This window comes from Rhodoluna sp. (genome assembly GCF_024641065.1).
Taxonomy (GTDB): Bacteria; Actinomycetota; Actinomycetes; order Actinomycetales; family Microbacteriaceae; genus Rhodoluna.
Genome location: NZ_JAHEDV010000001.1, coordinates 266962 through 292650 on the forward strand (window position 1 = coordinate 266962; position 25689 = coordinate 292650).

General features: G+C 50.9%; 25 protein-coding genes and 2 tRNA genes. 1 reads left to right on the forward strand and 26 read right to left on the reverse strand.

Going from position 1 to position 25689, the window contains the following annotated elements:
* Positions 1–2: 2 nt before the first annotated feature.
* The 7 genes from Q0L26_RS01280 to Q0L26_RS01310 form a co-directional block, all read right to left on the reverse strand.
* The gene (locus Q0L26_RS01280) at positions 3–704 is read right to left on the reverse strand and encodes a GNAT family N-acetyltransferase (RefSeq protein WP_296646325.1); all 702 of its coding nucleotides are present in this window, start codon (positions 702–704) and stop codon (positions 3–5) included.
* A gap of 70 nt (positions 705–774) precedes the next feature.
* Positions 775–1671: an ABC transporter substrate-binding protein gene (locus Q0L26_RS01285; protein WP_296646328.1), complete on the reverse strand. Its 897-nt coding sequence runs from the start codon at positions 1669–1671 to the stop codon at positions 775–777.
* Between the two features lie 125 nt (positions 1672–1796).
* Entirely contained in the window at positions 1797–2564 is a 768-nt protein-coding gene (locus Q0L26_RS01290) for an amino acid ABC transporter ATP-binding protein (RefSeq protein ID WP_296646330.1), read from the reverse strand.
* Positions 2561–3454, reverse strand: coding sequence for an amino acid ABC transporter permease (locus Q0L26_RS01295; RefSeq protein WP_296646333.1), 894 nt, complete (start codon positions 3452–3454; stop codon positions 2561–2563). Before Q0L26_RS01295 ends, Q0L26_RS01290 begins: the two co-directional genes overlap by 4 nt.
* A gap of 104 nt (positions 3455–3558) precedes the next feature.
* A tRNA-Ile gene (locus tag Q0L26_RS01300) sits at positions 3559–3632 on the reverse strand.
* Positions 3633–3647: 15 nt separating this feature from the next.
* Complete coding sequence (locus Q0L26_RS01305; RefSeq protein ID WP_296646335.1) at positions 3648–5120, reverse strand: glycosyltransferase; 1473 nt, start codon at positions 5118–5120, stop codon at positions 3648–3650.
* Positions 5121–5210: 90 nt separating this feature from the next.
* The gene (locus Q0L26_RS01310) at positions 5211–6107 is read right to left on the reverse strand and encodes a DMT family transporter (RefSeq protein WP_296646338.1); all 897 of its coding nucleotides are present in this window, start codon (positions 6105–6107) and stop codon (positions 5211–5213) included.
* 78 nt (positions 6108–6185) lie between these two features.
* On the opposite strand from Q0L26_RS01310, the gene def reads away from it, so the two are divergent.
* Positions 6186–6752: a peptide deformylase gene (gene def / locus Q0L26_RS01315; protein WP_296646341.1), complete on the forward strand. Its 567-nt coding sequence runs from the start codon at positions 6186–6188 to the stop codon at positions 6750–6752.
* On the opposite strand, the gene Q0L26_RS01320 is transcribed toward def, so the two are convergent.
* The 19 genes from Q0L26_RS01320 to hrcA form a co-directional block, all read right to left on the reverse strand.
* Positions 6731–7399 carry a response regulator gene (locus Q0L26_RS01320; protein WP_296646344.1) on the reverse strand — a complete coding sequence of 223 codons (669 nt, stop codon included), beginning with the start codon at positions 7397–7399 and terminating at the stop codon, positions 6731–6733. The two genes, def and Q0L26_RS01320, sit on opposite strands and share 22 nt — an antisense overlap.
* A gap of 1 nt (position 7400) precedes the next feature.
* Complete coding sequence (locus Q0L26_RS01325; protein WP_296646346.1) at positions 7401–8672, reverse strand: histidine kinase; 1272 nt, start codon at positions 8670–8672, stop codon at positions 7401–7403.
* Positions 8673–8699: 27 nt separating this feature from the next.
* Positions 8700–8775, reverse strand: a tRNA-Asn gene (locus Q0L26_RS01330).
* 65 nt (positions 8776–8840) lie between these two features.
* On the reverse strand, positions 8841–9752 hold the full coding sequence (locus Q0L26_RS01335; protein WP_296646348.1) for a D-isomer specific 2-hydroxyacid dehydrogenase family protein: 912 nt from the start codon (positions 9750–9752) through the stop codon (positions 8841–8843).
* Between the two features lies 1 nt (position 9753).
* Positions 9754–11631, reverse strand: coding sequence for a DNA primase (dnaG, locus tag Q0L26_RS01340; RefSeq protein WP_296646350.1), 1878 nt, complete (start codon positions 11629–11631; stop codon positions 9754–9756).
* Between the two features lie 17 nt (positions 11632–11648).
* Positions 11649–12920, reverse strand: coding sequence for a deoxyguanosinetriphosphate triphosphohydrolase (locus Q0L26_RS01345; protein ID WP_296646353.1), 1272 nt, complete (start codon positions 12918–12920; stop codon positions 11649–11651).
* Positions 12920–14095, reverse strand: coding sequence for a tRNA dihydrouridine synthase DusB (gene dusB / locus Q0L26_RS01350; RefSeq protein WP_296646356.1), 1176 nt, complete (start codon positions 14093–14095; stop codon positions 12920–12922). Before dusB ends, Q0L26_RS01345 begins: the two co-directional genes overlap by 1 nt.
* A gap of 4 nt (positions 14096–14099) precedes the next feature.
* Positions 14100–15479: a glycine--tRNA ligase gene (locus tag Q0L26_RS01355; protein WP_296646359.1), complete on the reverse strand. Its 1380-nt coding sequence runs from the start codon at positions 15477–15479 to the stop codon at positions 14100–14102.
* 51 nt (positions 15480–15530) lie between these two features.
* Positions 15531–16316, reverse strand: a complete 786-nt coding sequence (locus tag Q0L26_RS01360; protein WP_296646362.1) for an isoprenyl transferase — start codon at positions 16314–16316, stop codon at positions 15531–15533.
* Positions 16313–17038 (reverse strand): DNA repair protein RecO, encoded by a 726-nt coding sequence (gene recO, locus Q0L26_RS01365; RefSeq protein ID WP_296646365.1) that lies wholly within the window; start codon positions 17036–17038, stop codon positions 16313–16315. The genes Q0L26_RS01360 and recO overlap by 4 nt, the downstream gene beginning before the upstream one ends.
* A 28-nt stretch (positions 17039–17066) precedes the next feature.
* Complete coding sequence (gene leuA / locus Q0L26_RS01370) at positions 17067–18803, reverse strand: 2-isopropylmalate synthase (protein ID WP_296646367.1); 1737 nt, start codon at positions 18801–18803, stop codon at positions 17067–17069.
* A 157-nt stretch (positions 18804–18960) separates the two neighbouring features.
* Positions 18961–19851, reverse strand: a complete 891-nt coding sequence (gene era / locus Q0L26_RS01375) for a GTPase Era (protein ID WP_296646371.1) — start codon at positions 19849–19851, stop codon at positions 18961–18963.
* A gap of 2 nt (positions 19852–19853) precedes the next feature.
* Entirely contained in the window at positions 19854–20981 is a 1128-nt protein-coding gene (locus tag Q0L26_RS01380) for a hemolysin family protein (protein WP_296646374.1), read from the reverse strand.
* Positions 20982–21443: an rRNA maturation RNase YbeY gene (gene ybeY / locus Q0L26_RS01385; protein ID WP_296646377.1), complete on the reverse strand. Its 462-nt coding sequence runs from the start codon at positions 21441–21443 to the stop codon at positions 20982–20984.
* The gene (locus Q0L26_RS01390; RefSeq protein ID WP_296646721.1) at positions 21443–22372 is read right to left on the reverse strand and encodes a PhoH family protein; all 930 of its coding nucleotides are present in this window, start codon (positions 22370–22372) and stop codon (positions 21443–21445) included. The genes ybeY and Q0L26_RS01390 overlap by 1 nt, the downstream gene beginning before the upstream one ends.
* 52 nt (positions 22373–22424) lie before the next feature.
* Positions 22425–22760 (reverse strand): HIT domain-containing protein, encoded by a 336-nt coding sequence (locus Q0L26_RS01395; RefSeq protein ID WP_296646379.1) that lies wholly within the window; start codon positions 22758–22760, stop codon positions 22425–22427.
* 31 nt (positions 22761–22791) lie between these two features.
* Positions 22792–23526: a 16S rRNA (uracil(1498)-N(3))-methyltransferase gene (locus Q0L26_RS01400; protein ID WP_296646381.1), complete on the reverse strand. Its 735-nt coding sequence runs from the start codon at positions 23524–23526 to the stop codon at positions 22792–22794.
* Between the two features lie 2 nt (positions 23527–23528).
* The gene (gene dnaJ, locus Q0L26_RS01405; RefSeq protein ID WP_296646384.1) at positions 23529–24608 is read right to left on the reverse strand and encodes a molecular chaperone DnaJ; all 1080 of its coding nucleotides are present in this window, start codon (positions 24606–24608) and stop codon (positions 23529–23531) included.
* 7 nt (positions 24609–24615) lie between these two features.
* Positions 24616–25635 carry a heat-inducible transcriptional repressor HrcA gene (hrcA, locus tag Q0L26_RS01410; RefSeq protein WP_296646386.1) on the reverse strand — a complete coding sequence of 340 codons (1020 nt, stop codon included), beginning with the start codon at positions 25633–25635 and terminating at the stop codon, positions 24616–24618.
* Positions 25636–25689: the final 54 nt, after the last annotated feature.

The window sequence follows — 25689 nt, forward strand, 5'->3', positions numbered from 1 at the left end:
GTTTACTCCTGCTCTTTCGGTGGGGTGAGAATCAAATTAGTTCGATCATCTGACATTCCGGTGATCGTCCAGCCAGCGTCAAGTTTCGGGCGAAGTTCTTCACGGATGCGCACGCGCCACTCGGCTGCTGACTCAGGCTGGGTCTTGCGAAGAGTTTCAATGTCCTCAGGCAGCGCAATCTGAATCGATTGAGCTTCAACCGCTCTAACAATCGGCGCCGAGGTGAGTGACCAAAATGCAAATAGACGGTCTGAAACATCCCCTTTGTTGATCGAGTCGGTCATTGCACCATAGAAATTTGGCAAATATTCAATAGCCGTAGCGCCAAGTTTCACAAAGTTGAAATAGCAATTGCGTCGCACCAGTGGGTCGAAGGTCCAGGTGATTGCTGAAATGGCTCGAGAGGTGGCCCAGCCGTGCTGATGCATCTTGATCGCATAACCAACGCCTGGCTGTGTTGATGCGGTTACGTGAGAATGCATAATGCTAGCGCCTTTATGCGTCCCTAAAAAACCAAATGATGCGCCAACTACGACATCCTCCCGCTTCGCGAGAACACAATAAGCACCAACGTGAATCGCGGCCAGAATCAGATCAAACGGTACAACTTCGTCGCCGTCAGCCCAAACGCTGTTGAAAAAAGACGAAACCGCCTCTGCATCTGCAACAGATGTGACTTCAGTAATAGTTAGCGGTTGGTTCACAGCACAATTCTTTCAGATAAAAAGAAAGCGGGAACACGCCGAAGCATGTTCCCGCAAATCCTTTTGAAAATTATTTGGTGCCGTTGATGGTTGCTTCAGTTACAGCAAATGGTGAAAGGTTCCACTTTGCCAAAAGCTCAGCATAGGTACCGTCATCGATTAGAGACTGAATAGCTGCCTGAATAGCTGAGGTTAGGCCAGTGTTTGCCTTAAGAACGCCAACGCCGGTTAGAGCTGATGTATAGCCCTCAGGTGAGTCAGTTGGAGCAACTAGGTCGAAGTACTTGCCCTCGCCAGCGGTCTGAGCGGTGTAAGCCGCAACCTGACCGTCGTTTACGCCAGCAACTGCCTTGCCCGCACGAATCGCGTTCTGAGCTGCGTTGTCGTCTGGGAACTCAAGTACAGCGATTGCGTCTGAACAAACATCTGCGTTAACAGCGTTGATTAGGTCAATCTGAGCGGTTGCTGTCTGAATCGCAACAGTCTTGCCACAAAGGTCAGCGAAGTTTGCGATACCTTCTGGGTTACCCTCGGCAACAACAACTGCGAAACCTGCTGAGAAGTAGTCAACGAAGTCAAGAACCTGCTGACGCTCAAGGGTGTCGTTCATGCCAGACATGATGATGTCGTGCGCGCCAGACTGCAGTGAAGGAATGATTCCATCCCAGTCTTGGTCTTCAAAAGACAACTCGACGCCAAGCTTCTGGCCAATTGCAACTGAAAGGTCGTAGTCAAAGCCGGTTACATTGTCGTTGTCATCAAAAAGCTCCATTGGAGCGTAAGGAATGTCGCTGGCAACCGAGATGCCATCTTTGAATTCGTCTGGCAGCAATGCTGCTGCAGCCTCATCGATTGCGATGGTGTTGGTCGATGCTGATGGAGCCGGAGCCGCAGCTGCGCAACCGGTAAGTGCGAAAATACCTAGACCAGCAACAACTGCCAATCCGGTGATTTTTGAAATAGACATAGGTCTCCTTAGTAAAAACTGGGATGTGACTTAAGCCTAAAGGAGACACGAATTTAGCGAGGCTAATCCGGGCAATGTTTACCAGACCGAAACAGTAGCGTTTCGATTGGAATTATCGGTGATTACTAGATGACGCTTCGAAGAAATGCCTGGGTTCGTGCATTCTTTGGGTTGTCTAGAACTTCGCTTGGGGCACCAGCCTCGACTACGACACCTTGATCCATGAAAACTACCTGGTCGGCTACTTCGCGAGCGAAGCCCATTTCGTGAGTAACCACAATCATGGTCATTCCGCTCTGAGCCAACTTGCGCATGACATCAAGAACGTCGCCAACCAATTCAGGGTCTAGTGCTGAGGTCGGCTCATCAAACAACATAAGCTTTGGCTCCATGGCAAGCGCTCTTGCGATTGCAACTCGCTGCTGCTGACCACCTGAGAGCTGCGACGGGTAAGCATCTGCTTTTTCAGCCAACCCCACCGATGCAAGCACCTCGCGTGCTTTTGAAACTGCCTGCTCTTTAGACAGACCTTTAACACCCATTGGCGCCTCGATTACGTTTTCGAGAGCCGTTAGGTGCGGAAACAGGTTGAATCGCTGAAAGACCATGCCGATTTCGCGACGCTGTTGAGCGATGTCAGTCGGCTTCATCTCATACAAGACGCCGTCGCGTTCATGAAAACCGATCAACTCACCGTCAACAAACAATCGCCCACCACTAATGGTTTCGAGGTGATTGATGCAACGCAAGAAAGTTGATTTTCCTGAACCCGATGGGCCAAGAAGACAAAGAACTTCGCCGCGATTTACGGTGAGATCGATGCCCTTTAGAACCTCATTCGAGCCAAAAGACTTGTGGATGCCACGTGCATCGACCATCGGCAACTGGTTCATGCGTTCACCTTTGCAGAGAATTTGAGCCAACGAGATTTCTGTTCTGCTGGGTTGAAACCGCGGCCAAACTTCTTCTCAAGGTAGCTCTGTGGAATCGAGAGAATGCCAGTCATCACCAAGTACCAGAAGCCAGCTACAACCAAGAGCTCAACCTGGGCTAGGTTCTGCGACGAAATCTGCGAGGTGCGGGCATAAAGCTCCATGACGGCTACTACCTGAAGCAACGAGGTGCTCTTGAGCATCGAGATGAACTCGTTGCCCATTGGTGGAATGATGACGCGCATGGCCTGTGGCAGAACGATTCTGCGGAGGGTGTAGCCGGAACTCATGCCGAGTGACTTAGCAGCTTCTGCCTGGCCTGAATCGACAGACAAAATGCCAGCTCGCACGATCTCAGCGGCATAAGCACCTTCATTTAGAGAAAGTGCAATCAAACCGGCCACAATCGCGGTGAATACATTGCTAGTTGCCTCTGAGAAGAGAACGATGTCGGTAAATGGAACAATGACCTCGATGCGAGGGTAGATGATGCCTAGGTAACCCCAGAACACAATCTGAAGCAAAAGTGGCGTGCCTCTAAAGAAACCCACGTAACCCTTAGCAACCCAGCGAAGAACTGGATTTTTCGAAAGGTTCATCACGGCAAAAATGATTGCCAGAACTGTTCCAAAGAACATAGCCACGATAGTCAGCACAACGGTCAAAACCGCAGCCATCATTACCTTTGGGCTAAATAGGTACTGATCAATAATGCTGTGATTGATGTTTGGTGAAGCCCACAATGAGTAAACAAAAGCACCCAGAACCAACACCAACAAACCTGCTGAAACCCAACGCCACGGATGACGCAGCGGAACGACGACTATCTCGTCGTTGGTCTTCTTACTCATTCAGCCACCTTGATAAATTTCCTACTCAGTAAAGAGTAATACTCACCTGCAAGCAATTGACTCTTCAGGCGGTTTTCTAAGTCCCGTTCCATTTGATGCCTTAGTAGGGAGTACGGGACTTGAACCCGTGACCGACGGATTATGAGTCCGCTGCTCTAACCGGCTGAGCTAACTCCCCTTGCCGGAATGCTTTTTAGTCTTCGTTACGAAGACGCTCGGTAGCATTCTTGACTGCCGATTTAGCCTTTCGGGCTGTCTTCTTTGCAGTCTTTTTAACCTTGCTATTTACAGCCTTGGTGAGTTCAACGACCTCATCACGGATGTCTTCAAGCTTTTCACGAACCTCTTCACGAACTTCACCAGCTGATTCTCTCAGCGCTTGAGAACGCTCGCGCAGAGCCACAACTCGATTGTGCAGTGCTTCTGGAAGCAAACCAATCGGCTTTAGGTACTCTTCATCGTTGTCGTCAGAGGTGTTCTTCTCGTCTTGGTCGCCTCGATAAAGCGCCTCGAAAATTGTGAGTGTGCGCTCTATGTCGTGCGCCTGAATCAAGTGAAGTGAGTTTTCAGACAAACGGTCGAGTTCTGCTTGATCCGCAGTCAAAATTGCTGACAGTTTCTCACTGAATTGAACCACGTTATCTGGCTCAAACAGGTAACCATTGTCACCGTCGTGAACCAGGTGCGGCAGCGCCATTGCATCTGCAGCAACTACTGGGCGACCTGAGGCCATAGCCTCCATGGTTGCGATGCTCTGCAGCTCAGCAATAGAAGGCATGGCAAACAGGGTCGCGCGCTCGTAGGCCTTTGGCAGTTCAGCCTCAGACACGTGACCCAAGAACTTCACGTTTTTAGCAATGCCAAGTTCGAGAGCAAGATTTTCAAGGTACTTGCGCTCACCACCGTCACCAACAATCTCAACCTGGGTGTTCAGTTTCTTAGGCAACATCGCAACTGCCTTGAGCAAGTTGTGAATGTGCTTTTCGAAGTCGAGTCGACCCAAGAACAAAACGCGCGGGATTTCATTTGAGGTTGGTGAAGTGTTGGCGAATTTAGAGGCGTCGATGCCACACGAAATAGCCAAGACACCAGAAACTCCAGCAGCTTCTTCAAGCAAATTCGCTGCACGACGAGTTGGGGTCGTGATTGCGTCAACCTGTGAAAGCACGCGACCAGCATCGGCCCAGGCCATCTTCATCGCGGTTTTCTGGAACCAACCTGGGATGAATGAGTACTTGATGAGGTTCTCAGGCATGATGTGGTTGGTCGCCAGCAAGCGAATGCCCTGCTGCTTAGCGCTCTTAACTAGATATCGGCCGACAATCAAGTGCGACTGAATGTGCACTGCGTCAGGCTTAACATCCTTGAGAATTTGATCTGTCTTGCGCTTGAGCGTGAAAGGCCAGATGTAGCGCAAAGTTTTGTGCTGAGGAATGCGGAAACTCTTGATGCGGTGAACGGTCATCGTTGAACCATCGTGTTCTTCGATGAAAGATCCGTGCTTATCGCTGAAGGCCGGTGCAACAATGTGCACGTCGTGACCGCGTCGCGCTAACCCGCCGGCAAGACGCTCGGCAAAGCGAGCAGCACCATTGATGTCAGGCGGAAAAGTGTCGCAGCCGATGACGATGGTTAGCTTTTTGGAAGAGCCGGGGGCAGATGCCAAGGTTTACCTCTTATAAGAAAAATGAATCTCGGGACTAACGCCCACCCCTCAATTTTAGCCAGTCGTGGTCTAAAACATCCGAGTTTGTTGCTAATTGTGCTTTTTACCGACTACCTCGGGATGAACCTTTGAGATGAGATACACGCCAACCACCGCGACTACCCCGCTTAGGGCAAACCCAAACATAGTCAAAGCAGAGGCCTGCTGCGCTTCACCCAAGATCACGATGGCGATAGTCACTGCTACGAGTGGGTCAATCACGGTAAGGCCGGCAATTACTAGATCTGGTGGACCAGACGAATAGGCGTTCTGAACAAACCAGCCACCGAGTGCAACTGCACCAAGTAAGGCAATGAGACAAAAGACTGTGAGCCATTCGAACTGGTTCTGCAGCACGCGTTGAATGACCACCTTGGCCAGAGTTGCAACAAAGCCATAGAGCACTCCGGCACCGATGACGTATGAGAGCGCCTTCATGCGTTTACCCAGAGTGAAGAACAGCGCGCTGAAAATCGCAAGGATGGCGCCAAGAACGCCGAGCACTTCGCGCAATCGGTCATCAGTGAGCTCGTTCTCAGCTGCCGTGCCCGAAGCCATAGCCACAAAAGCAGCGATACCCGTGGTGCAGAGCACAACGGCAAAGATGGTTGCTCGATTCAGCTTGGTTTTGGTCACCTTGGCGTTGAGAACTGAGGTTATAACCAGTGCAATAGCCCCAATGGGCTGAACCACAATCAGAGGCGCAAGTGAGAGTGAGGCCAGCTGAAGCAAGATTGCCACACCCATAACCACGGTGCCCGACCACCATTTTGGATGCGCAAGGAGAGCGATGAGCTGCTTGAAACTGAGCGATCCGCGACCTTGAACCTTTGGTTTATTTCTCGAAACCACAGCATCGTTTTGAAACTGAGTTCCAAAAGATAGGGCTACCGCACCAAGAACTGCCAATGCAATCGCGATAATTCGCAAATCGAAGCCGGTGGTCATTAATCCCCTTAGGTAAGCAATTCGAGCCTATCTCGCAAGGCTGCAAATCAGAGGGAACCAGAAAGGTAAATTTGTTTCATGACCATTCGAAGAATCTGCATCACTGGCGAACCAGTGCTTCACACCCGAGCAAAAGAAGTCACTAATTTTGACGACGAATTGCGCGAACTCGTTCAAGACATGTTTGAAACCATGGATGAAGCTCCTGGTGTTGGACTAGCAGCCCCTCAGGTAGGCGTTGGCCTTCGCCTTTTCACCTATGACTATGCCGACGACGAAGGAAATGAACGACGTGGTGTGATCATCAACCCCGTTCTAGAACTTGGCGAAATCATGGACGAGCCAGCTGATGAAGACACTGAAATAGAGGGTTGCCTTTCGGTTCCAGGCGAGAGATTCCCCCTAAAACGTGCCGAGCAAGTCACTATTTCGGGCGTCGACCTTGACCAAAAGCCTGTGAAAATTGAGGCCGAAGGCTGGTTTGCCAGAATCTTTCAGCACGAATTCGATCACTTGGATGGATTGCTATACGTTGATCGACTTGCCGAGCCGTGGGCTGAGATTTCTAAAGACATTATTGAAGACAACGGCTGGGGCAAACCAGGCCTAAGTTGGCTACCTGGTTACGACAAGCTCGAAGGATAAACTGCCGCAAATAGCTGAGATCTGGTTGCTAAACCAAGTTCGCTAAGCATCTGTTCGATGGTTTTTCTAACTCGATACTGAGCCATCGAAAGCTCTATAGAGATTTCTTTGTCAGATTTGCCGCACGCGAAAAGCTCGAGCACGGCCTTTTGCTTATCGTCTAAATCTGCCAATTTGTAATGAAACCCTATTGGAGCAGGCGGCAATTCAGGGAGAGTATCCAAGAAAGCTTTAAGCTGACTGAAATCCGGAACATTATCTTTTGCCTGTGAAGATCGAATCGCCTTCAAAAGTTGCTCAGGCCCAGAATCTTGGGTTACTAAGTCTGTTGCTCCTGCCAAAATGCTGGCTAGCTGAAGTTCACCACTGAAGTATGGGCCAGTGAGAATGATCGGCGGAATGGAACCATTGACCTCGATGTATTTCGGAATCAATTGACCAAGAAGAGTGATGCCGTCAATGCTCTTCAACCGGTGATCAATCACAAGAACGTCAATGAGCGCCTCGGTAGCGCGCTCCAGTACTGAAAGTGCATCTTCGTCTTCGAATACCACAGCCATATCGACTTGAGAATCAATAACCAAACGGCGACCGAAACGAATGTCGGCATCGCCATCTATTAAACCAACGCGGATAACCTCGGTCATGCTAGTTTTCGGCCGAACCCGCGAGTGTTCTTAGCTGCGGAAAAATAGCAGAAAGTGTGAACCCGACACCAGGAACCACTGTGGCTTCAACACTTCCGCCATACAGATCAGCACGCTCACGCATTGCGGTAATGCTTGCACCGCGAATTGGCTCAACCAAAGCCTTGAGGTCTTCATCAATCGTGTAGCCACTGTCTTCAATCGGCACTGAAAGATCTAGTCTTCGGTTGACCTCGATGCCATTGTCTTTCACCAGCACCTGAAGACCCTCTTCAACCCATGAGAACGAGACAGAAACATCCGTGCCAACTGGGCAATGCTGTTTCACGTTTTCAAGAGCGTCAAAAACGATGCGATAAATAGCCAACTGGCCACCTTCGCTGAGGCTAAAAGGCACTCCCTCGGATGTAATCGAAACCGTGTAACCGAACTCTCGGTACGCGATGGTTAGCGCATTCAAGTCAGAAATGCGAGGAGGGGCAGCAGAGACGGTGTGCTGTTTGTTGAGCATGTCGTAGAGACGTCGAAGTTCGGTGTGTGCTCCGCGTGCACTTTGTGCGATCTTGTCGAGTGAACGAGTTGCAGAATTCAAATCGGCTTTGGCAGCATAAACCGCACCCTCAGCCTGTGAAATAACGGCCGACACCTTTTGAATGATGAGTTCGCTGATGTCGCGGGCTATCTCAAAGCGCTCATTCTGTTCGGCCACCTCAAGTGATAACAGCGAGTGGGTGCTGCTGGTGATGGCCTGGTCGAACCGAGTTCCAACGTGCAAGTAGTTGGTAATCGTTAGGCGCCCCATAAGCCAAAAAAGAATGTTCAGAGCGGCGACTGCAATGATAAAAACAGCAATTGCTGTGTTGCGTGAATCTTCATTCACGAGGATGAAACCAAACTTGACCTGGCCGATGGTAGCGCCGGCTACCTCCCAGCCAACAAGAGTGAAACCCGAAAGTAGGTTTGACAACAATAGAGCAATGCCCATTTTCTGCGAGGCTAGCGCGCCTGCAATGAAGACTGCGACTGCGGCAATAGCTCCTGAATAGAGCGGCTCTAAACCAAAGTAAACGTATCCCGCGGTCGCAATGGCAAGACTCAAAATCGAGAGTGATGGTCTGTTTGCCGCGAAAAGAGTGGTTAGCCCATAAATCGAAGCGATCAAAACCGCTACTGGACCTTGAAGGATTAAATCAATTCCGCCGAAAACTAAAAATAAAGTAAGTGCGATTAGTGAGGAAGAGAGCCATCTGCGACCTTGGATCCAACGTATCAACGTGAACTCCTGATCTGCGAAAAAGAGTGGCTCCCCGGCTTGGACTCGAACCAAGAACCTATCGGTTAACAGCCGATTGCTCTGCCAATTGAGCTACCGAGGAATGTTGTTTTTGCAACTTGAAAAGATTACCAAAGATTTGGGCGACAAGTCGGCGATTTACAGAAATTAGTAGCCGAGCTCAGCCGAAACCTGACCGACAAGGGCCTCTCCCCCAAAAAACGCGTGAACATTTTCGCGAATTCGATCTGAAAAAAGTCGAACAACCATTTCTCGGGTGTCAGCGGTGTGAGGGGTGATGAGAATATTTTTAGCCTGCCAAAGCGGATGCCCCTCAGGTAATGGCTCAGGGTCGGTTACATCCACGGCGGCACCGGCTAGCTCACCGGATGAGAGCGCATCGATTAGATCACCAGTGTGGACCAAAGGGCCTCGGGCGATGTTGACCAGATAGGCCGACGGTTTCATAGCCTCGAAAGCTTGGCGGTTGAAAACACGACTAGTTTCACTGGTTAAAGCCGCGGTTACAACAACCAGATCAGCCTTTGGGAGTTCACTGAGTAATTCAGTTGAAGCTAGAACTGAATTAACGCCAACCATATGCTGTGGCCGCTTGCGTAGGACTGTGATTTTTGCTCGGAACGGTGCCAGCAGGTTGACCAATTCTTCGGTGATACCGCCACCGCCATAAATCAAGACGCTTGCATCAAACAGGCTGACGGCAAATGATTTGCCCCAACTGGTTGCTCGCACGCGTTCTGGAATGGCACGCATCAGGGCAAGCGAGAGCGCGAGTGCATGCTCGGCCACCGGCTCGCGGTAAGAACCCTTGGCTGATGTGAATCGAACATCTCGGTTGATTACAGCTGAAAACGCATCAACGCCCGCAAAAGGAAGTTGAACCCATTCAATCTGCGGGTTCGAGTCAAGAAGCTCGGCAAGGGCTTTGGGCTGGCTATAGTCAGTCCATATAAGTGCCCGCACATCTTTCGACACCTTTGACAGCGAGCCGCCGGCGTCACTAACTGCAGCTTCATATTCAGGAAAGCTTCGTGGTTCAATGGCGACTAGATTGAGCACTCTAGACCTGAAGCTTTCGGCGCTCGGCTTCTAGTTCAACAAGCTGCCTTTGAATAGCCGCGCTCTCATCTGGGTTAGCAACCGAGTCAACGCGGCGGAGCGCTGCTAAAAGATCGGCTTTGGTGTGAGCTAGCGCATTGATCAACGCACGATTTATTACACCCTGACCATATCGATTCAAACCGTCAAGGTCGTGAGCCGGAAGCGCCTGAGCGGCAATCTCTCGCAACAGCGGGTGCAATGCCTCGGGAGTTGATTCGGCAATCACTCGCAACCAATCGGAGGAATTCTGCGAGCTAAGGCTGGTACCAATTGCTTCAAGAATTGCATTGTGAGCCGCGGAACTGAAGCCATCTCTAACGATTCGAACCAATTGTTCAGGGGTAAAGCCCGATGGGACCTGAACTAATACTTCTAGCACCTGGCGTTCGAAGCGAGTGATCGGATCGGCAAGATTCGGTCGAGAAAACTCGTTTGGAGTTGCGTGTAAATCGCCTTCAGAATCAGGCGCCGGGGGAGAAACATCGACACGGATGGCTGCGACTGCTTCTTTGCGAACGGTTTTGCCGGCAGAATCAACGAGGGATGCTACTTCGTTGGTGTCAAGATTCACCCAACCTGCCAACTCGCGTGTGTAGGCGGGGCGCATTGCTGAATCGCGAATTGCTGCAACTACTGGCGCCGCCGCACGAGCCGCCCCAACGCGGCCTTCAATAGTGCCTAAATCGAATTTTGAAATCTTCTGTTTAATAGCAAATTCAAAGAGTGGTTTCTTGTTCTCGATCATTAGAAGAACAGCTTCATCACCCTTTTCGGTTCGCAAATCGCACGGGTCTAAACCATCTGGCCCAACCGCTACAAAAGTTTGTGCTGAGAATTTTTCTGAATCGGCAAAAGCTCGCATCGCTGCCTTTTGACCGGCAGCATCAGGATCGAAGGTGAAAATTACCTGGGCTGGTGAATCTTTTTCGGCAGAGAGCATTCGGTTGATGATTCGAATGTGATCGTCACCAAATGCTGTTCCGCAAGTTGCAACAGCCGTTGTGACACCGGCTAGGTAACAGGCCATGACATCTGTGTAACCCTCAACCACAACCACCTGCTGAGTTTTTGAGATGTCTTTTTTGGCCAAATCGATTCCGTAGAGAACCTGCGACTTGTGGTACACGAGCGTATCGCTGGTGTTTAGATATTTTGGACCTTGATCATCTTCATAGAGTTTTCTTGCACCAAAGCCAATTACTTGCGAAGTCGAATCACGAATTGGCCAGATTAGTCTGCCGCGAAATTTGTCGTAGGCGCCTTTTTCACTCTTGGTAGCCAAACCGGCAGTCACAAGTTCGTCTAGGGTGAAACCCTTAGCAACGAGGTGATCAACGAGGTTGTTCCACCCCTGTGGTGCGTAACCAATACCAAAAAGCTCGGAGGCAGCCTTGTCGAAGCCTCTTCCTTTCAAAAATTCACGCCCGGGAATTGCACCGTCGGTCATCAATTGAGATTGAAAATAGGCAGCTGCTGCGGAGTTGGCCTCTAAAACGCGTGAACGTTGGCCTTGGTCAATGCTTGGACCACCCTCTTCGTAGGTGAGGGCGAATCCGACTCGAGCGGCTAGTTTTTCAACTGCTTCGTAGAACGATAGCGAGTCCATTTGCTGAAGAAACTTATAGACGTCACCGCCTTCACCGCAACCGAAGCAGTGATAAAACCCCTGCATTGGCTTTACGTTAAACGACGGAGACTTTTCATCGTGAAAAGGGCAAAGACCCTTTAGCGAACCAACGCTAGCCGGTCGCAAGGCGACGTACTCGCCAATTACATCGGCGATATTGACGCGTGACTTAACCTCTTCGATGTCACGAGCACGGATTTTGCCAGCCATCTGGTTGACCCCCGCCCTTAGCTCTTCGAACCGATGAGTTTGTGATGCAAATTAATTGCACTCTGGTCAGTCAATGATGCCACCTGGTCGACAATTACGCGTCGTTGCGAAGCCTCATCAAGCACCTTTGACCATGCCGAGGCACAGTAGGCATCCAAGTGATTGCCATTTTGCGCCAAAAGCGCATCTGAAAGTTCAACCAAAATTGCGCGCTGCCACTCATAAAAGGGCCGTCTTGATTCGTGTGACATTAGAAAAGCAGAAACGATTCCCTTGAGAACCGCGATCTCTTGTTTCACTGATGTTGGCACGACGATGTTGATGCCGTATCGAACCATTGACTCTTCGCCAGCAGCGCTAATGATTGCATCGGTTGTCTGACTAACGAAACGCCCGATCAGTGCACTGCTTAGGTTCTTGAGTGTTCCCTGCTCTTGAGCTGTGCTCGAGTAATTTTTTAGCCAATGAGGCATTAGTTTGAGTCGTTCAAGCGCTGCGTCTAGTTCTTGCTCGTTGAATGCACCAAAACTCCAAGCTGAAATCTTGGCAAGTAATTCTGATTCGGCTGATGAATCATTTAGAACTGAGAGGTCTACGAAACCGGCTACAACGGCATCTTCAAAGTCATGAACTGAATAGGCGACATCGTCTGCGAAATCCATGACCTGAGCTTCAGCGCTCTTGGTTCGCGAAGGAGCGCCTTGGCGCAGCCATTCGAAAACCGGCAGATCGTCTTCATAAACGCCAAATTTAATCGCGTGATCAGCAGCACCCGATGACTCAGCAAGAGTCCATGGATACTTCACCGTCGCATCCAGGCTGGCACGAGTCAGATTCAAGCCAAAAGAGGCTCCATTGGAATCGAAAACCTTGGGCTCAATTCGAGTTATAAGCCGAAGAGTTTGAGCATTGCCTTCAAAGCCGCCAATTTCACTCGCCCATTCATTTAAGGCGCGTTCACCATTGTGACCAAAGGGTGGATGCCCGAGATCGTGTGCCAAGCAGGCCATGTCAACGATGTCGGAATTGAGGCCTAGGTCGGTAGCCATCTCGCTTCCGATCTGGGCAACCTCAAGTGAATGGGTCAATCGGGTGCGTGCAAAATCGCCACCAGATGGAGACAAAACCTGGGTTTTTGCGCCTAGCCGACGAAGAGCCGAAGAGTGCACAACTCTTGCCCTGTCTCTAGCAAATTCTCCGCGACGGGCAATTGAGGTTCGTTCTTCGGGCAGAAAGCGCTCACGATCGAAATCTGTGTAACCAGTTTCAAACTCAACTCGATGTTTCATTAGCCTCCGGACACCCCGATTTCAGCATCTTGAAGGACCGAGCGTTGATTACCAACCAATTCGCGTGACTGAAGCCAATTCTCGGGAAGAGCACACACCTTTGCACCTCCGAGACGACCACGAGGCCCCTCAGCTTCTTCGCCCGGATAAGGCTCGGTTCGATCCAACGTTCCAAGGATTTCATCCATGTGAGACAAAGATTCAACCTGTGCGAGTGCAGCTCGGAACTCACCCCCAACCGGATAGCCCTTGAAATACCAAGCGACGTGCTTCCGGATGTCGCGACAGGCGTGCTCTTCAGACTCGAAAAACTCAATAAGCAATTCAGCATGACGTTTGAAAGCATCTGCCACTTGACCTAGGTTTGGCTGAATTGGTGAAATAGCGGCATTTGAATTCGGATCACGCAGGTACTCGTCAAAGGCTGCTTGCAAGTCACCGAATAGCCAAGGGCGACCTAGGCAACCGCGACCGACCACCACGCCGTCTACGCCGGTTTCTCTCATCATTCGAATGGCGTCTCCGGCTGACCAGATGTCACCGTTTCCTAGAACCTGCACATCCGGGAGCGCCTCACGCAGAGCGGCAATACTCCCCCAGTCGGCGTTCCCCGAGTAGTACTCAGAAGCTGTGCGACCGTGAAGCGCAATTGCAGTTACGCCGGCATCTCTCGCAGCTTTACCAGCATCAAGGTAGGTGAGGTGTTCGGCATCGATGCCTTTTCGCATTTTGACGGTGAGTGGAATATCTCCAGCCGCCTTTACAGCAGCGGTGACAATTGAAGAGAAGAGATCTTGCTTCCAAGGAAGAGCTGCGCCGCCACCCTTGCGAGTCACTTTAGGAACTGGGCAACCAAAGTTCAAGTCAATGTGATCAGCGCGATCTTCAGCTACCAACATGGTGACAGCTTCGGCGATTGTCTTTGGATCTACGCCATAGAGCTGTACAGATCTGATGTCTTCAGATTCGTGGTGGCCGACCAATCTGAGTGATTCCTCGGTGCGTTCGACAAGTGCCCTTGAGGTCACCATCTCAGATACGAATAGCCCACCGCCAAATTCACGACATAAACGACGAAAGGCAGTGTTGGTGATTCCGGCCATAGGTGCCAAAACCACGGGGGTCTTGATGCCTATCGAGCCGTATTGCAACGCTGGCTTTGTGCCGTTATCCATGAATTTAAGAAACCAACTTAGAAGCTAGGTAACCACGAAGTTTGTCTAGCGAAACACGCTCTTGCTGCATGGTGTCACGCTCACGAACCGTTACAGCCTGGTCATCTAGAGTGTCGAAGTCGACAGTGATGCAGAACGGAGTGCCAATTTCATCCTGGCGGCGGTAACGACGACCGATAGCTCCTGAATCATCGAAATCGATGTTCCAGTGGCCACGAAGGTCAGCTGCCAAATTGCGAGCAATCGGCGAAAGGTCTTCGTTGCGAGAGAGCGGAAGCACAGCTGCCTTGACTGGCGCTAGACGGTAGTCGAGTCGCAATACAGTGCGAACATCAACACCGCCCTTGGTGTTTGGCGCTTCATCTTCTGAATAGGCATCAACCAAGAACGCCATCAATGAACGGGTTAGACCAGCAGCCGGTTCGATTACGTATGGGAACCAACGCTCGCCCTTGACCTGGTCAAAGTAGCTGAGGTCTGAACCAGATTCGCGAGAGTGAGTACTCAAATCAAAATCGGTGCGGTTAGCAATGCCTTCAAGCTCACCAAACTCGCTGCCAGGAAAACCAAACTTGTATTCGATGTCTACTGTGCGCTTCGAATAGTGAGAAAGCTTCTCTTTGGCGTGCTCGTATAGACGGAGGTTATCTGGGTTGATTCCTAGATCGGTGTACCAGTTCATGCGCTGTTCGATCCAGTAGTCATGCCACTGCTCATCTGTGCCCGGCTCAACAAAGAATTCCATCTCCATTTGTTCGAACTCGCGAGTTCTAAAAATGAAGTTTCCAGGGGTGATTTCGTTGCGGAAAGACTTGCCGATTTGACCAATACCAAACGGTGGCTTCATGCGAGCTGCGCCAAGAACGTTGGCAAAGTTCACGAAAATACCCTGAGCGGTCTCTGGTCGAAGGTAGTGCAGGCCTTCTTCGGCGGCAACTGGGCCAAGAAAAGTCTGAAGCAAGCCGTTGAAAGCCTTTGGTTCAGTCCAAATGTCTTTGCCGCCACAGTTCGGGCAGTTGATGTCTGCCATGCTCTCTGGAGCGCGACCCTTTTTCTCTTCAAAAGCCTCTTCTAGGTGGTCCTGACGAAAACGCTTGTGGCAACTGGTGCACTCGATCAGCGGGTCTGAGAACTCTTTGACGTGCCCAGACGCCTCCCATACCTTGCGAGGCAAAATAACTGATGAATCAAGACCGACGATGTCATCGCGGCTCTGAACCATGGTGCGCCACCACTGCTTTTTGATGTTTTCTTTGAGTTCCACGCCGAGGGGTCCGTAGTCCCACGCTGAACGGCTACCGCCATAAATCTCGCCGGCCTGGAAAACAAATCCGCGACGCTTTGCGAGTGAAATTACTGAATCTAGACGATTTGGGGTAGCCACTTAAACTCCTTGCCCAAGCTGGATGCCTGGCACTTGTTCGAAGTTATAAGTCTACTTTGATGAAGCAGTGTTTGGCTTGTCGACAGCGCCACCAAATCGTCGATCACGGCCTGAATAGGCGTCAATTGCCTGCCACAGGGTTGTGCGATTGAAGTCGGGCCAGAGGGTGTCGAGAAAGACGAACTCGGCATATGCCGACTGCCATAGCAAGAAATTCGATGCCCGCTGCTCGCCCGAGCTTCTCAAAAAAAGGTCGACGTCGGGCAAATAGTTGGTGTTCAAGTATTTTTGAACGGTTTTTTCAGTCACCGAACCTGGTTTGAGCTTGCCACTGGCAACGTCTTCGGTAATTGCGTTTATGGCATCGGTGATCTCGATTCGCGAACCATAGTTCACGCACATAGTCAAAGTTAGGGTGTCATTATTGCGAGTCAGTTTCTCGGCAGCTTTAAGCTCGCTAATCACCGAAAGCCAAAGCTTTGGGCGTCTGCCGGCCCAACGAATTCGAACACCCCATGCGTTCAACTGATCGCGTCGCTTGCGAAGAACCTCTCGATTGAAGCCCATCAAGAATCGAACTTCATCAGGTGAACGCTTCCAATTCTCGGTAGAGAACGCATAAACGGTTAGGTTTTTGACCCCTGCTTGAATGGCCCCTGCAACGACGTCTAGGAGTGCAGCCTCACCTGCCTTGTGCCCTTCTACACGAGTCAAACCGCGCGCATTCGCCCAGCGACCATTTCCATCCATGACAATCGCGATGTGCTTCGGAACTGCGTTTGGCTCAAAATCAGGCACTTCGAATTCCGGCTTAGCTACCGGTGAAAACTCACTCATTTTCGCTCCACATGTTGAAGAGATTTTAGCCCGCGTTCAATGTGCCACTGGCTGTAGGCCGAAACAATTCCTGAAGCTGCCGCTCGAATCGACTCTGGCGAGGCGTCAGCCACCGGCCAGTCACCCGAAAGGAGCGCACCAAGCAATTCACCGGTGCGCTCATCAATCACAGCGGCACCAGCGGGGCGACATTCACGACAAACCACGCCACCGAGCTGCATCACAAAGGCCTGATGAGGGCCTGGTTCGCCACAGTGGGCACAATCAACAAAGTTTGGCGCCCAACCAGCAATCGATAATGCCCTGAGCAAATAAGAATCAAGTATGAGCGACGCATCATGGTCAGCATTGGCCAAAGACCTGAGTGCGCCAACCAATAGCAGGTATTGCTGAGGCGAACTGTCTTCGCCGGTCAACTTCTCGGCGGTTTCAACCATTGCCGTCGCAGCGGTGTAACTGCGGTAGTCGGCAATGATTTCTCGACCATAGGCGCCAATAGATTCAACTTGGTTGACAACATCCAAGGAACGACCCTCGTAAAACTGAGCTTCAACAACCATGAACGGTTCTAGTCGCGCACCAAATTTGGAACCGGTGCGCCTAACTCCCTTGGCAACAGCACGGATTTGCCCGTTGTATCTAGACAACATTGTGACGATGCGATCTGCTTCACCCAATTTATGGGTGCGCAAAATTACCGCTTCATCTTTGTACGTAGGCACAGTGCAAGTATCCGCCTAAAGCAGAGCTTTAGACGCGAAGGGCTCGGTTTACCGCAGAAATTACGGCCTTGAGCGACGCGGTCGAAATGTCGCCGTCGATTCCAACACCCCAAAGAACCTGACCACTCACTTCTAGTTCGATGTAGGCAGCGGCCATAGCGTCGCCACCCTCACTCAGCGTGTGCTCAACATAGTCGAGAAGGCGAACCTTCACGTCTTGCTGCTCTAGAACGCTTAGGAACGCTGAAATTGGTCCATTGCCGGTTCCATGAGCTTCAAGTTCACCGGTACCGTCACGCAAAATAATGTTTAGATCTACAACACCATTCATGTCGCTCTCGGTGCGCATTTTCTTGAGTTCGAATCGGCCCCACTTTAGGTCAATTCGATCTGCCGGAGCCGGAAGGTACTCATCGGTAAAGATATCCCAAAGCATCGCTGATGAAACTTCTCCGCCAGACTGATCAGTCTTGTTCTGAACAACTCTTGAGAACTCAATCTGCAGTTTTCGCGGTAGATCAAGTGAGTGGTCAGTTTTCAAAAGATAAGCAACGCCACCCTTGCCCGACTGTGAATTAACACGGATGACCGCCTCATATGAACGACCAACGTCTTTAGGGTCAATCGGCAGATAAGGAACTGCCCAAACTAGGTCATCAACTGAAACGCCCTTCTCATCAGCCTCTTTGGCCATGAGTTCGAAGCCCTTCTTGATGGCATCTTGGTGCGAACCTGAGAATGCGGTGTAAACCAAATCGCCACCATACGGTGCGCGCTCAGGAACGGCAAGTTGGTTGCAATATTCCACGGTGCGCTTGATTTCATCCAGGTTACTGAAGTCAATGTGTGGGTCGACGCCCTGGCTAAACAGGTTCATTCCAAGCGTGATCAGGTCAACGTTGCCGGTGCGCTCACCGTTGCCGAACAAGCAACCTTCGATTCGGTCTGCACCAGCCAAATAGCCCAACTCGGCAGCAGCAACAGCGGTGCCACGGTCGTTGTGCGGGTGCAATGAGATCAAAACGCTGTCGCGTCGATCAATGTTGCGGCTCATCCACTCAATCGAGTCTGCATAGACATTTGGGGTTGCCATTTCAACGGTTGCCGGCAGGTTGATAACCATTTTGTGGTCTGGGGTTGGGTCAAGTTCAGCAATCACCGCGTTGCAAACCTCTACAGCGTACTCAAGTTCGGTGCCGGTATAAGACTCAGGTGAGTACTCATAGAAGATGTCGGTTCCCGGAACACTGGCTTCCATCGAACGACACTTGCGGGCTCCTGCGAGGGCGATATCCATAATGCCCTGTTTGTCTTGGTTGAATACAACCCGACGCTGCAGAACAGAGGTTGAGTTGTAGAAGTGCACAATGGCCTGCTTGGCGCCCTTGAGAGACTCGTAGGTGCGTTCAATCAGAGCATCGCGTGCCTGGGTCAAAACCTGAATGGTCACATCTGAAGGAATGTGACCCTCTTCGATGAGCAGACGCACAAAGTCAAAGTCAGTCTGGCTAGCCGAAGGAAAACCAACTTCAATCTCTTTGTAGCCCATCGTTACCAGCAACTTGAACATCTTCAACTTGCGCTCAGGGCTCATTGGGTCGATCAGTGCCTGGTTGCCATCACGCAAGTCAACAGCACACCAGCGAGGTGCTTCGGTGATGATCTGGTCTGGCCAGGTGCGATCAGGCAATGAAACGGTGATCTGCTCGTGAAAAGGCAAATACTTGTGAACAGGCATTCCTGATGGCTGTTGGGTGTTTTTCATGGTGCTCTCCTAGTGCCCTGTCTGGGCGAAAGTTTTAGTGCCGATTAGGGCGAATGTGCGACCAGCAAAAAGCTCCGCAACGAGGAAGGCCGGATTAGGCCTCGTTGCGGCCGCTAAGCAGGAGCGAGAACACACTTTTAGAGTAAACCCAGAATGATTAGAAACCAAGTTTGCCGAGCTGTTTCGGGTCGCGCTGCCACTCTGATGCAACCTTCACTCTTAGGCTCAAGAACACTTTGTGACCAATCAATTTCTCGATTTCAAGCCTTGAGCGCTTTCCTACATCAATTAGGCGGCTACCTTTGTGGCCGATGATGATGCCCTTCTGACTGTCACGCTCGACAAAAATATTTGCATGGATGTCGGTTAGGTTCTGGCCCTTGCGCTTCGACATCTCATCAATGGTTACTGCAATCGAGTGCGGCAACTCGTCACGAACACCCTCAAGAGATGCCTCGCGAATCAACTCGCAGATGCGGTTCTCTAGGGTTTCATCCGTGATTGATTCTGGCGGATAAAGCGCTGGAGATTCAGGCATTAGGTCGATTAGGACCTTGGTGAGAACCTCGAGCTGATCTTCAGCGACGGCTGAGACCGGAACAATTGCTCGCCAATCGCGCAGTTCAGAAACGGCCAATAACTGATTAGCAAGCGCCTCGGGCGAGACCAACTCGCTCTTGGTGACGATGGCAACTAACTTTGCACGACGAAACTCATTTAGCTGTTCGTTGATGAATTGGTCACCCGGGCCAATTTTCTCGTTTGCCGGGATGCAAAAACCAATGACATCGACATCGCCTAAGGTTTGCTCGACTAAATCATTTAGTCGCTGCCCGAGCAGAGTTCGGGGCCTGTGCAGACCTGGTGTGTCTACCAAAACCAGCTGGCCGAAGTCTCGATGGACAATTCCACGGATGGCTCGCCTCGTGGTCTGTGGTTTTGCACTGGTGATGGCGATTTTCTCGCCAACTAATGCGTTGGTGAGGGTCGACTTGCCTACGTTAGGTCGACCTACAAACGAGGCAAAACCCGCGCGGTGTTCAGTCATTCTTACTCCTGCTCCAGTTGCTCAAAGGCAGACTGGGCGTCGGCCAAATTTTGTTCGCGTTGAACAATTACGGTGATCAGGCGCTTGCGGCGCCCTTCAATTCGATCCGCGGTGATTCGAAGACCCGAGGTGACTACCTCGTCGCCAATCTTCGGAAGCTTTCCGAGCGACTTGGCAAGAAGGCCACCAACACTATCCACGTCTTCATCTTCGAGTTCAATCTCAAGCTGTTCACCCAAATCATCGAGCGAATAGCGAGCATTGACTCGGAATGTTCCATCAGCCAAACTCTCGAAATCAGGAACTTCACGATCGTATTCATCTGAGATTTCGCCAACAATCTCTTCAATCACGTCTTCCATGGTTGCTAGGCCAGCCACACCGCCATACTCGTCGATAATGATTGCGATATGAGTCGAACTCAATTGCATTTCGCGAAGAAGGTCGTCGACCGGCTTTGACTCAGGCACAAAAATAACTTTGCGAGCTACATCAGATGCAGATTTAGTTGCAGCTGTCTTTGGGTCTTCGTGAAGCAGTCGGGCTACATCTTTGAGATAAAGAATGCCGCTGATGTCGTCAATATTTTTGCCGACAACCGGCAGACGCGAATAACCGCGAGCCAGAAAAATACTCATAGCCTCAATAAGTTTCAGGTCTGCCGAAACCGTTGCCATGTCGATTCTCGGAACCATGATTTCTCGAACGATAGTTTCACCGAATTCTTCAACGGAATCTAGCAACTCTTGTTCGAACTCTTCGGGTTGCTCCAGTTTCGGAAGCGAAATCGGGGTGAAAATCAAATAAATCGAGTTCACGATTTTGGCTGATGCTTTTGCTAAAAAAGTTCCAAATTTTGTTGATCCCAGATGCTTTGCCGACCACTGCGAGCCGAATAGCAAAATGAGCATTAGAACGGTTGCAATAAGTGCAGACCACCACCACTTGAGACCAAGTGGTACTACTCCCTGACCGACTACCACGCCAAAGATTCCGGTGAACAGAAGTCGCACAAAACCAAGAGACTCTGCCTTGGCTGATTCAACGGCTTCTAGGGCTGCCTTAGTAATAGCCGTCAGCGTTGTTAGCACTGCTAAAACAACTGCCAACCAGATTGCGAGGGCTATCAACTAGGCAGCGCTTTCAGCTGCGTAAAAGGATTCAAGAATGGCTTTTTGCAGGCCAAACATTTCTTTTTCTTCTTCTGGTTCTGCGTGGTCGAAGCCAAGCAAGTGCAGAATTCCGTGAGTGGTGAGCAGCAAAATTTCGTTGATAGTTTCGTGCCCGGCAGCCTCAGCTTGCTTCGCAGCAACCTGCGGGCAAACAACGATGTCGCCAAGCAAACCAGCTGGAGTAAGTTCGCCTTCGGTTCCTGGTCGAAGCTCATCCATCGGAAAACTCAAAACGTCGGTTGGGCCTGGTTCGTCCATCCACTCGATGTGCAAAACCTCCATGGCAGGTTCATCGACGAAAACAATTGCCAAATCAGCCTGTGGGTGAATGTGAAGTTCATTTAGAGCAAAGGTTGCCAAGCGAAGCACTCGAGCCTCGTCAACCGAAATCTCGGTTTCGTTGTTAATTTCGATGCTCATTATTTCTTGGCTCCAGGCTTCAATTTAGATTCATCGTACTTCGAATACGCATCAACAATCTTTGATACCAATGTGTGCCTCACCACATCTTCTGATGTGAGAGTTGCGAAGTGCATGTCTTCGACATCGCTCAAAACTTCGACGGCTGTTCTCAGACCTGACGAGCCAGTCGGAAGGTCAATCTGAGTGATATCGCCGGTAATAACCATTTTTGAGTTGAAACCGAGTCGAGTCAGGAACATCTTCATTTGTTCAGGAGTCGTGTTTTGGGCTTCATCCAAGATGATGAATGAGTCGTTCAGAGTTCTGCCTCGCATGTACGCCAATGGAGCGACCTCGATTGTGCCGGCAGCCATCAACTTAGGCACAGCCTCGGCGTCGAGCATTTCGTGAAGTGCATCGAATAGTGGTCTCAGGTATGGGTCGATCTTGTCGTTTAGGGTTCCTGGCAGAAACCCGAGACGCTCTCCGGCCTCAACCGCAGGGCGGGTAAGAATAATGCGGCTTACCTCTTTGCGTTGCAATGCTTGAACCGCTTTGGCCATTGCCAGGTAGGTCTTACCCGTGCCGGCGGGGCCGATCCCGAAAACAATTGTCGCTTCGTCAATGGCATCAACGTAGTTTTTTTGACCGAGGGTCTTAGGGCGAATGCTTTTGCCGCGGCTTGAAAGAATGCTCTGACTCAGGACATCGGCAGGTTTAATGTCTGAGCTGAGCATTTTTGCTGAACGGGAAAGATCTTGAGGCACCAGATCTTTACCGGCGGCAATGAGGGCCACCATCTCTTCAACCAATCGCTTAGCTTTAGAAACCTCGGATGCCTGGCCAGTTAGAACAACTTCATTGCCACGGGCGTGTACTTCTACAGCCGGATAAGTCAGTTCCAGGGTCTTCAGTAGCCTGTCTTCAGAACCAAAGAGCGCAACCATAGGAACTCCTTGAACTTCAAGGTGCTCAACGACTTTGCGGTCTGGAGACGAGTTAGACAAGTTGCTCCTTGGGTGTTTCGCTGGTTATGTGACCGTGGGCGTGAAAGACAGTCTGACCTGCCTCGGCTCCTGTGTTGAAAGTAAATCTGTATGAGCCGGTTGACAGCTGCGAGGCAACTTTGTCGCCAAGCTGAATGAGGTCAACCAGTGCGGCCTGGTTGGCAAATGCGAGTTCACCTACATTTGAGTGGTGTTCTTTAGGAACCACTAGCACATGCACAGGTTTCTGCGGAGCGATGTCCCAGAAGGCAACTGAAAGTTCAGTTTCTGCGACGAAATTCGTGGCAATTTCACCATTGGCAATTTTGCAGAAAATACAGTCTGACAATCCGGTCTCCTTCGGGTTCGATTTAAGTTTGCTAGTTCCAGTAGCCGAGTTTGGCAAGAATCACCGAAATTGCAGCAACTCCGGCAGTTGAGGTACGCAAAATCGGTGCACCAAGATTGACTCGGCGTGCCCCAGCATCGGCTAGAAACTGAAGTTCGTGATCACTAATTCCACCTTCGGGCCCGACCACAATTGCAATGTTTTGTGCGGAAAAATCCTGCGAACCTAATCCGGCAGCCGCTGTTGGGTCTAGCACCAAGATCAGATCAAAATCCTTTACCAGCTCGCAAATCTGTTTGGTTGAAACAGGCAATTGCACATTTGGTTCAAAGACTCTCAGCGATTGTTTCGCCGCCTCGGCGACGATCACCTGCCATCGGTCAACGCCCTTGGAGATTTTCGGACCATCCCAGCGCGAAATTGAACGCTCAGCTTGCCAGGGAATGATTTGCCAGGCACCCAATTCGGTAGCCGCTTGAACAGCGAGTTCATCGCGATCACCCTTTGCAAGAGCCTGAATAAGAGTGAGTTTCGCTGAAGGTTCTGACTCATCGATGACATCGGTAACGCGAATCATCAAGGAATTTTGTTCAACCGCAGAAACGTTGCCGCGAACTCTTTTGCCGAGGCCATCGGTTAGCTGGATGCCTTCGCCAACTCGCATTCGACGCACAGCAACGGCATGCTTTCCTTCGGAGCCGGTAAGAGCAATCTCAGCTCCGGCCACCGCACCAGCGACATTGCCTTTGAAGAGTGGTTCAACCATGACTATCGACGCTTGCCGAATCGACTCGAAGAGTGCTCGACGAGTTTGATCGAATCAGCCTTTCGAAGTTTGGCCAACTGTCTGAAGATTTCTTTTTGCTTGGCATCAAGCTTGGTTGGAGTTTTAACCTGCACCTGAATGCGAAGGTTGCCTCGACCTGACTCGCGAAGGTGCTTCACACCTTTGCCTTTCAGTGTGATGACATCTCCCGTTTGCAAGCCCGGTTCGAGCTCGACTCTTTCTTCGCCATCGAACGAGTTGATGGTGGTTAGCGCACCGAGAACTGCATCGTGAAGTGGAACTTCTATGATGCAAGTTAGATCATCACCATCGCGGCCGAATGTCTCGTGTGGCGCAACTGCGACGTCAACGTAGAGGTCTCCGCTTGGTCCGCCTGCGAAACCAACCTCACCCTGCCCAGAAAGCTGCAGTCGCAAGCCATCTTCAACACCACCGGGGATGTTCAGGTCGATCTTGCGACGGGCTCGCACGCGACCCTGGCCGCGGCAATCCAAACAAGGCTCAGGAATCGTCTGACCAAAACCTCTACAGGTTCCGCATGGCGATGAAGTAACCACGTTGCCGAGAAGTGAACGAACCTGACGCTGAATCTGGCCAGCACCGCGACAAACGTCACAGGTGACCATTGAGGTTCCTGGTCTGCAGCAGTCACCATTGCAGGTGGTGCACAGCACAGCGGTGTCAACCTCAAGTTCTTTTTCAACGCCAAAAACAACTTCATCAAGTTTCAAATCAACTCGGATGAGTGCATCCTGACCGCGCTCCTGACGCGAACGAGGGCCTCTTTGGCCTCCCCCGCCAAAGAACGTGTCAAAGATGTCTCCGAAACCGCCGAAGCCTGCAGAACCGAAAGGGTTCTGGCCACCCTGGTCGTACTGGCGACGTGAATCACTATCACTCAGAACCTCGTAGGCGTGAGTAACTAGCTTGAATCGCTCTTGCGCCTCGGGTGCAGGATTGACATCCGGGTGAAGTTCACGAGCCAACTTGCGATAGGCCTTTTTGATCTGATCTTCACTTGCGTCGCGAGCGACACCTAGAACTTCATAGTGGTCTGCCACTGTTTCCTCAATTCCCTAAAGCTTTGGTCAGATATCTAGCAACTGCTCGTACCGACGCAATGTTTGATGAATAGTCCATTCGGGTTGGGCCAATGACGCCCAGCTTGGCAATTTCGCTGCCTTGGTTTTCATAGCCGCTGACAACCACTGAAGCGCTAGTCAAGCCTTCATAAGTGTTTTCACGGCCGATGCGAAGGCTAACCCCGTGCTGTTCGGCTTGCATTTCGGTGATTAGTTTGAGCAAAACCACCTGCTCTTCGATGGCCTCTAAAACCGGAGAGATACTGCCCGGAAAATCCTCTTCACGGCGAGCTAAATTCGCGGCTCCGGCAAGGATGATTTTGTCTTGACGATTGGCAGCAACAAGCTCAAGAACTCCCGAAACAATGGTCGCGGCAGATAGTTGATCTTGTGGTTGAAGCTCGAATTTAACCGTGGCAAGTGCCTCAGCAACGGCATTGAGGGGCTTAGCCACAAGAACCTCATTAAGACGACCCTTGATTGCATTAATCGTGGTGAGGTCGATGTGAACACCAAGTTCGATCACATGCTGCTGAATTCGACCGCTATCGGTGATCAAGATCAATAAAACTTTTGTGTCTCCGACAGTAACAAGTTCGATCTGTCGAATCGAACTTTTGCCAAGGGTCGGGTACTGAACCATAGCCACTTGGTTGGTTAGTTGAGAAAGCAAGCGAACGGTGCGACTCAGGGTTTCATCCAAGTCTGCTGAGCCAGCCATGAAGTGCTCGATGGCAAGTTTCTCTGAAGAGTTGAGCGGCTTTACCTCGCTCAAGCGATCAACGAAAAGACGGTAACCCTTGTCGGTAGGAACGCGGCCCGCTGAGGTGTGTGGCGCATGAATTAGCTCTTCGTCTTCGAGAAAGGCCATGTCATTGCGAATCGTGGCCGCTGAAACGCCAAAAGCATGGCGCTCAACGAGAGATTTGGAGCCAACCGGCTCTTTGCTGACGATGTAGTCCTGCACGATTGCACGAAGAACTTCGAGACTGCGCTCGGGAATCATTCTTGCCTCCGTATCTTTAGCACTCGAACCACCTGAGTGCCAATATTACCCGCA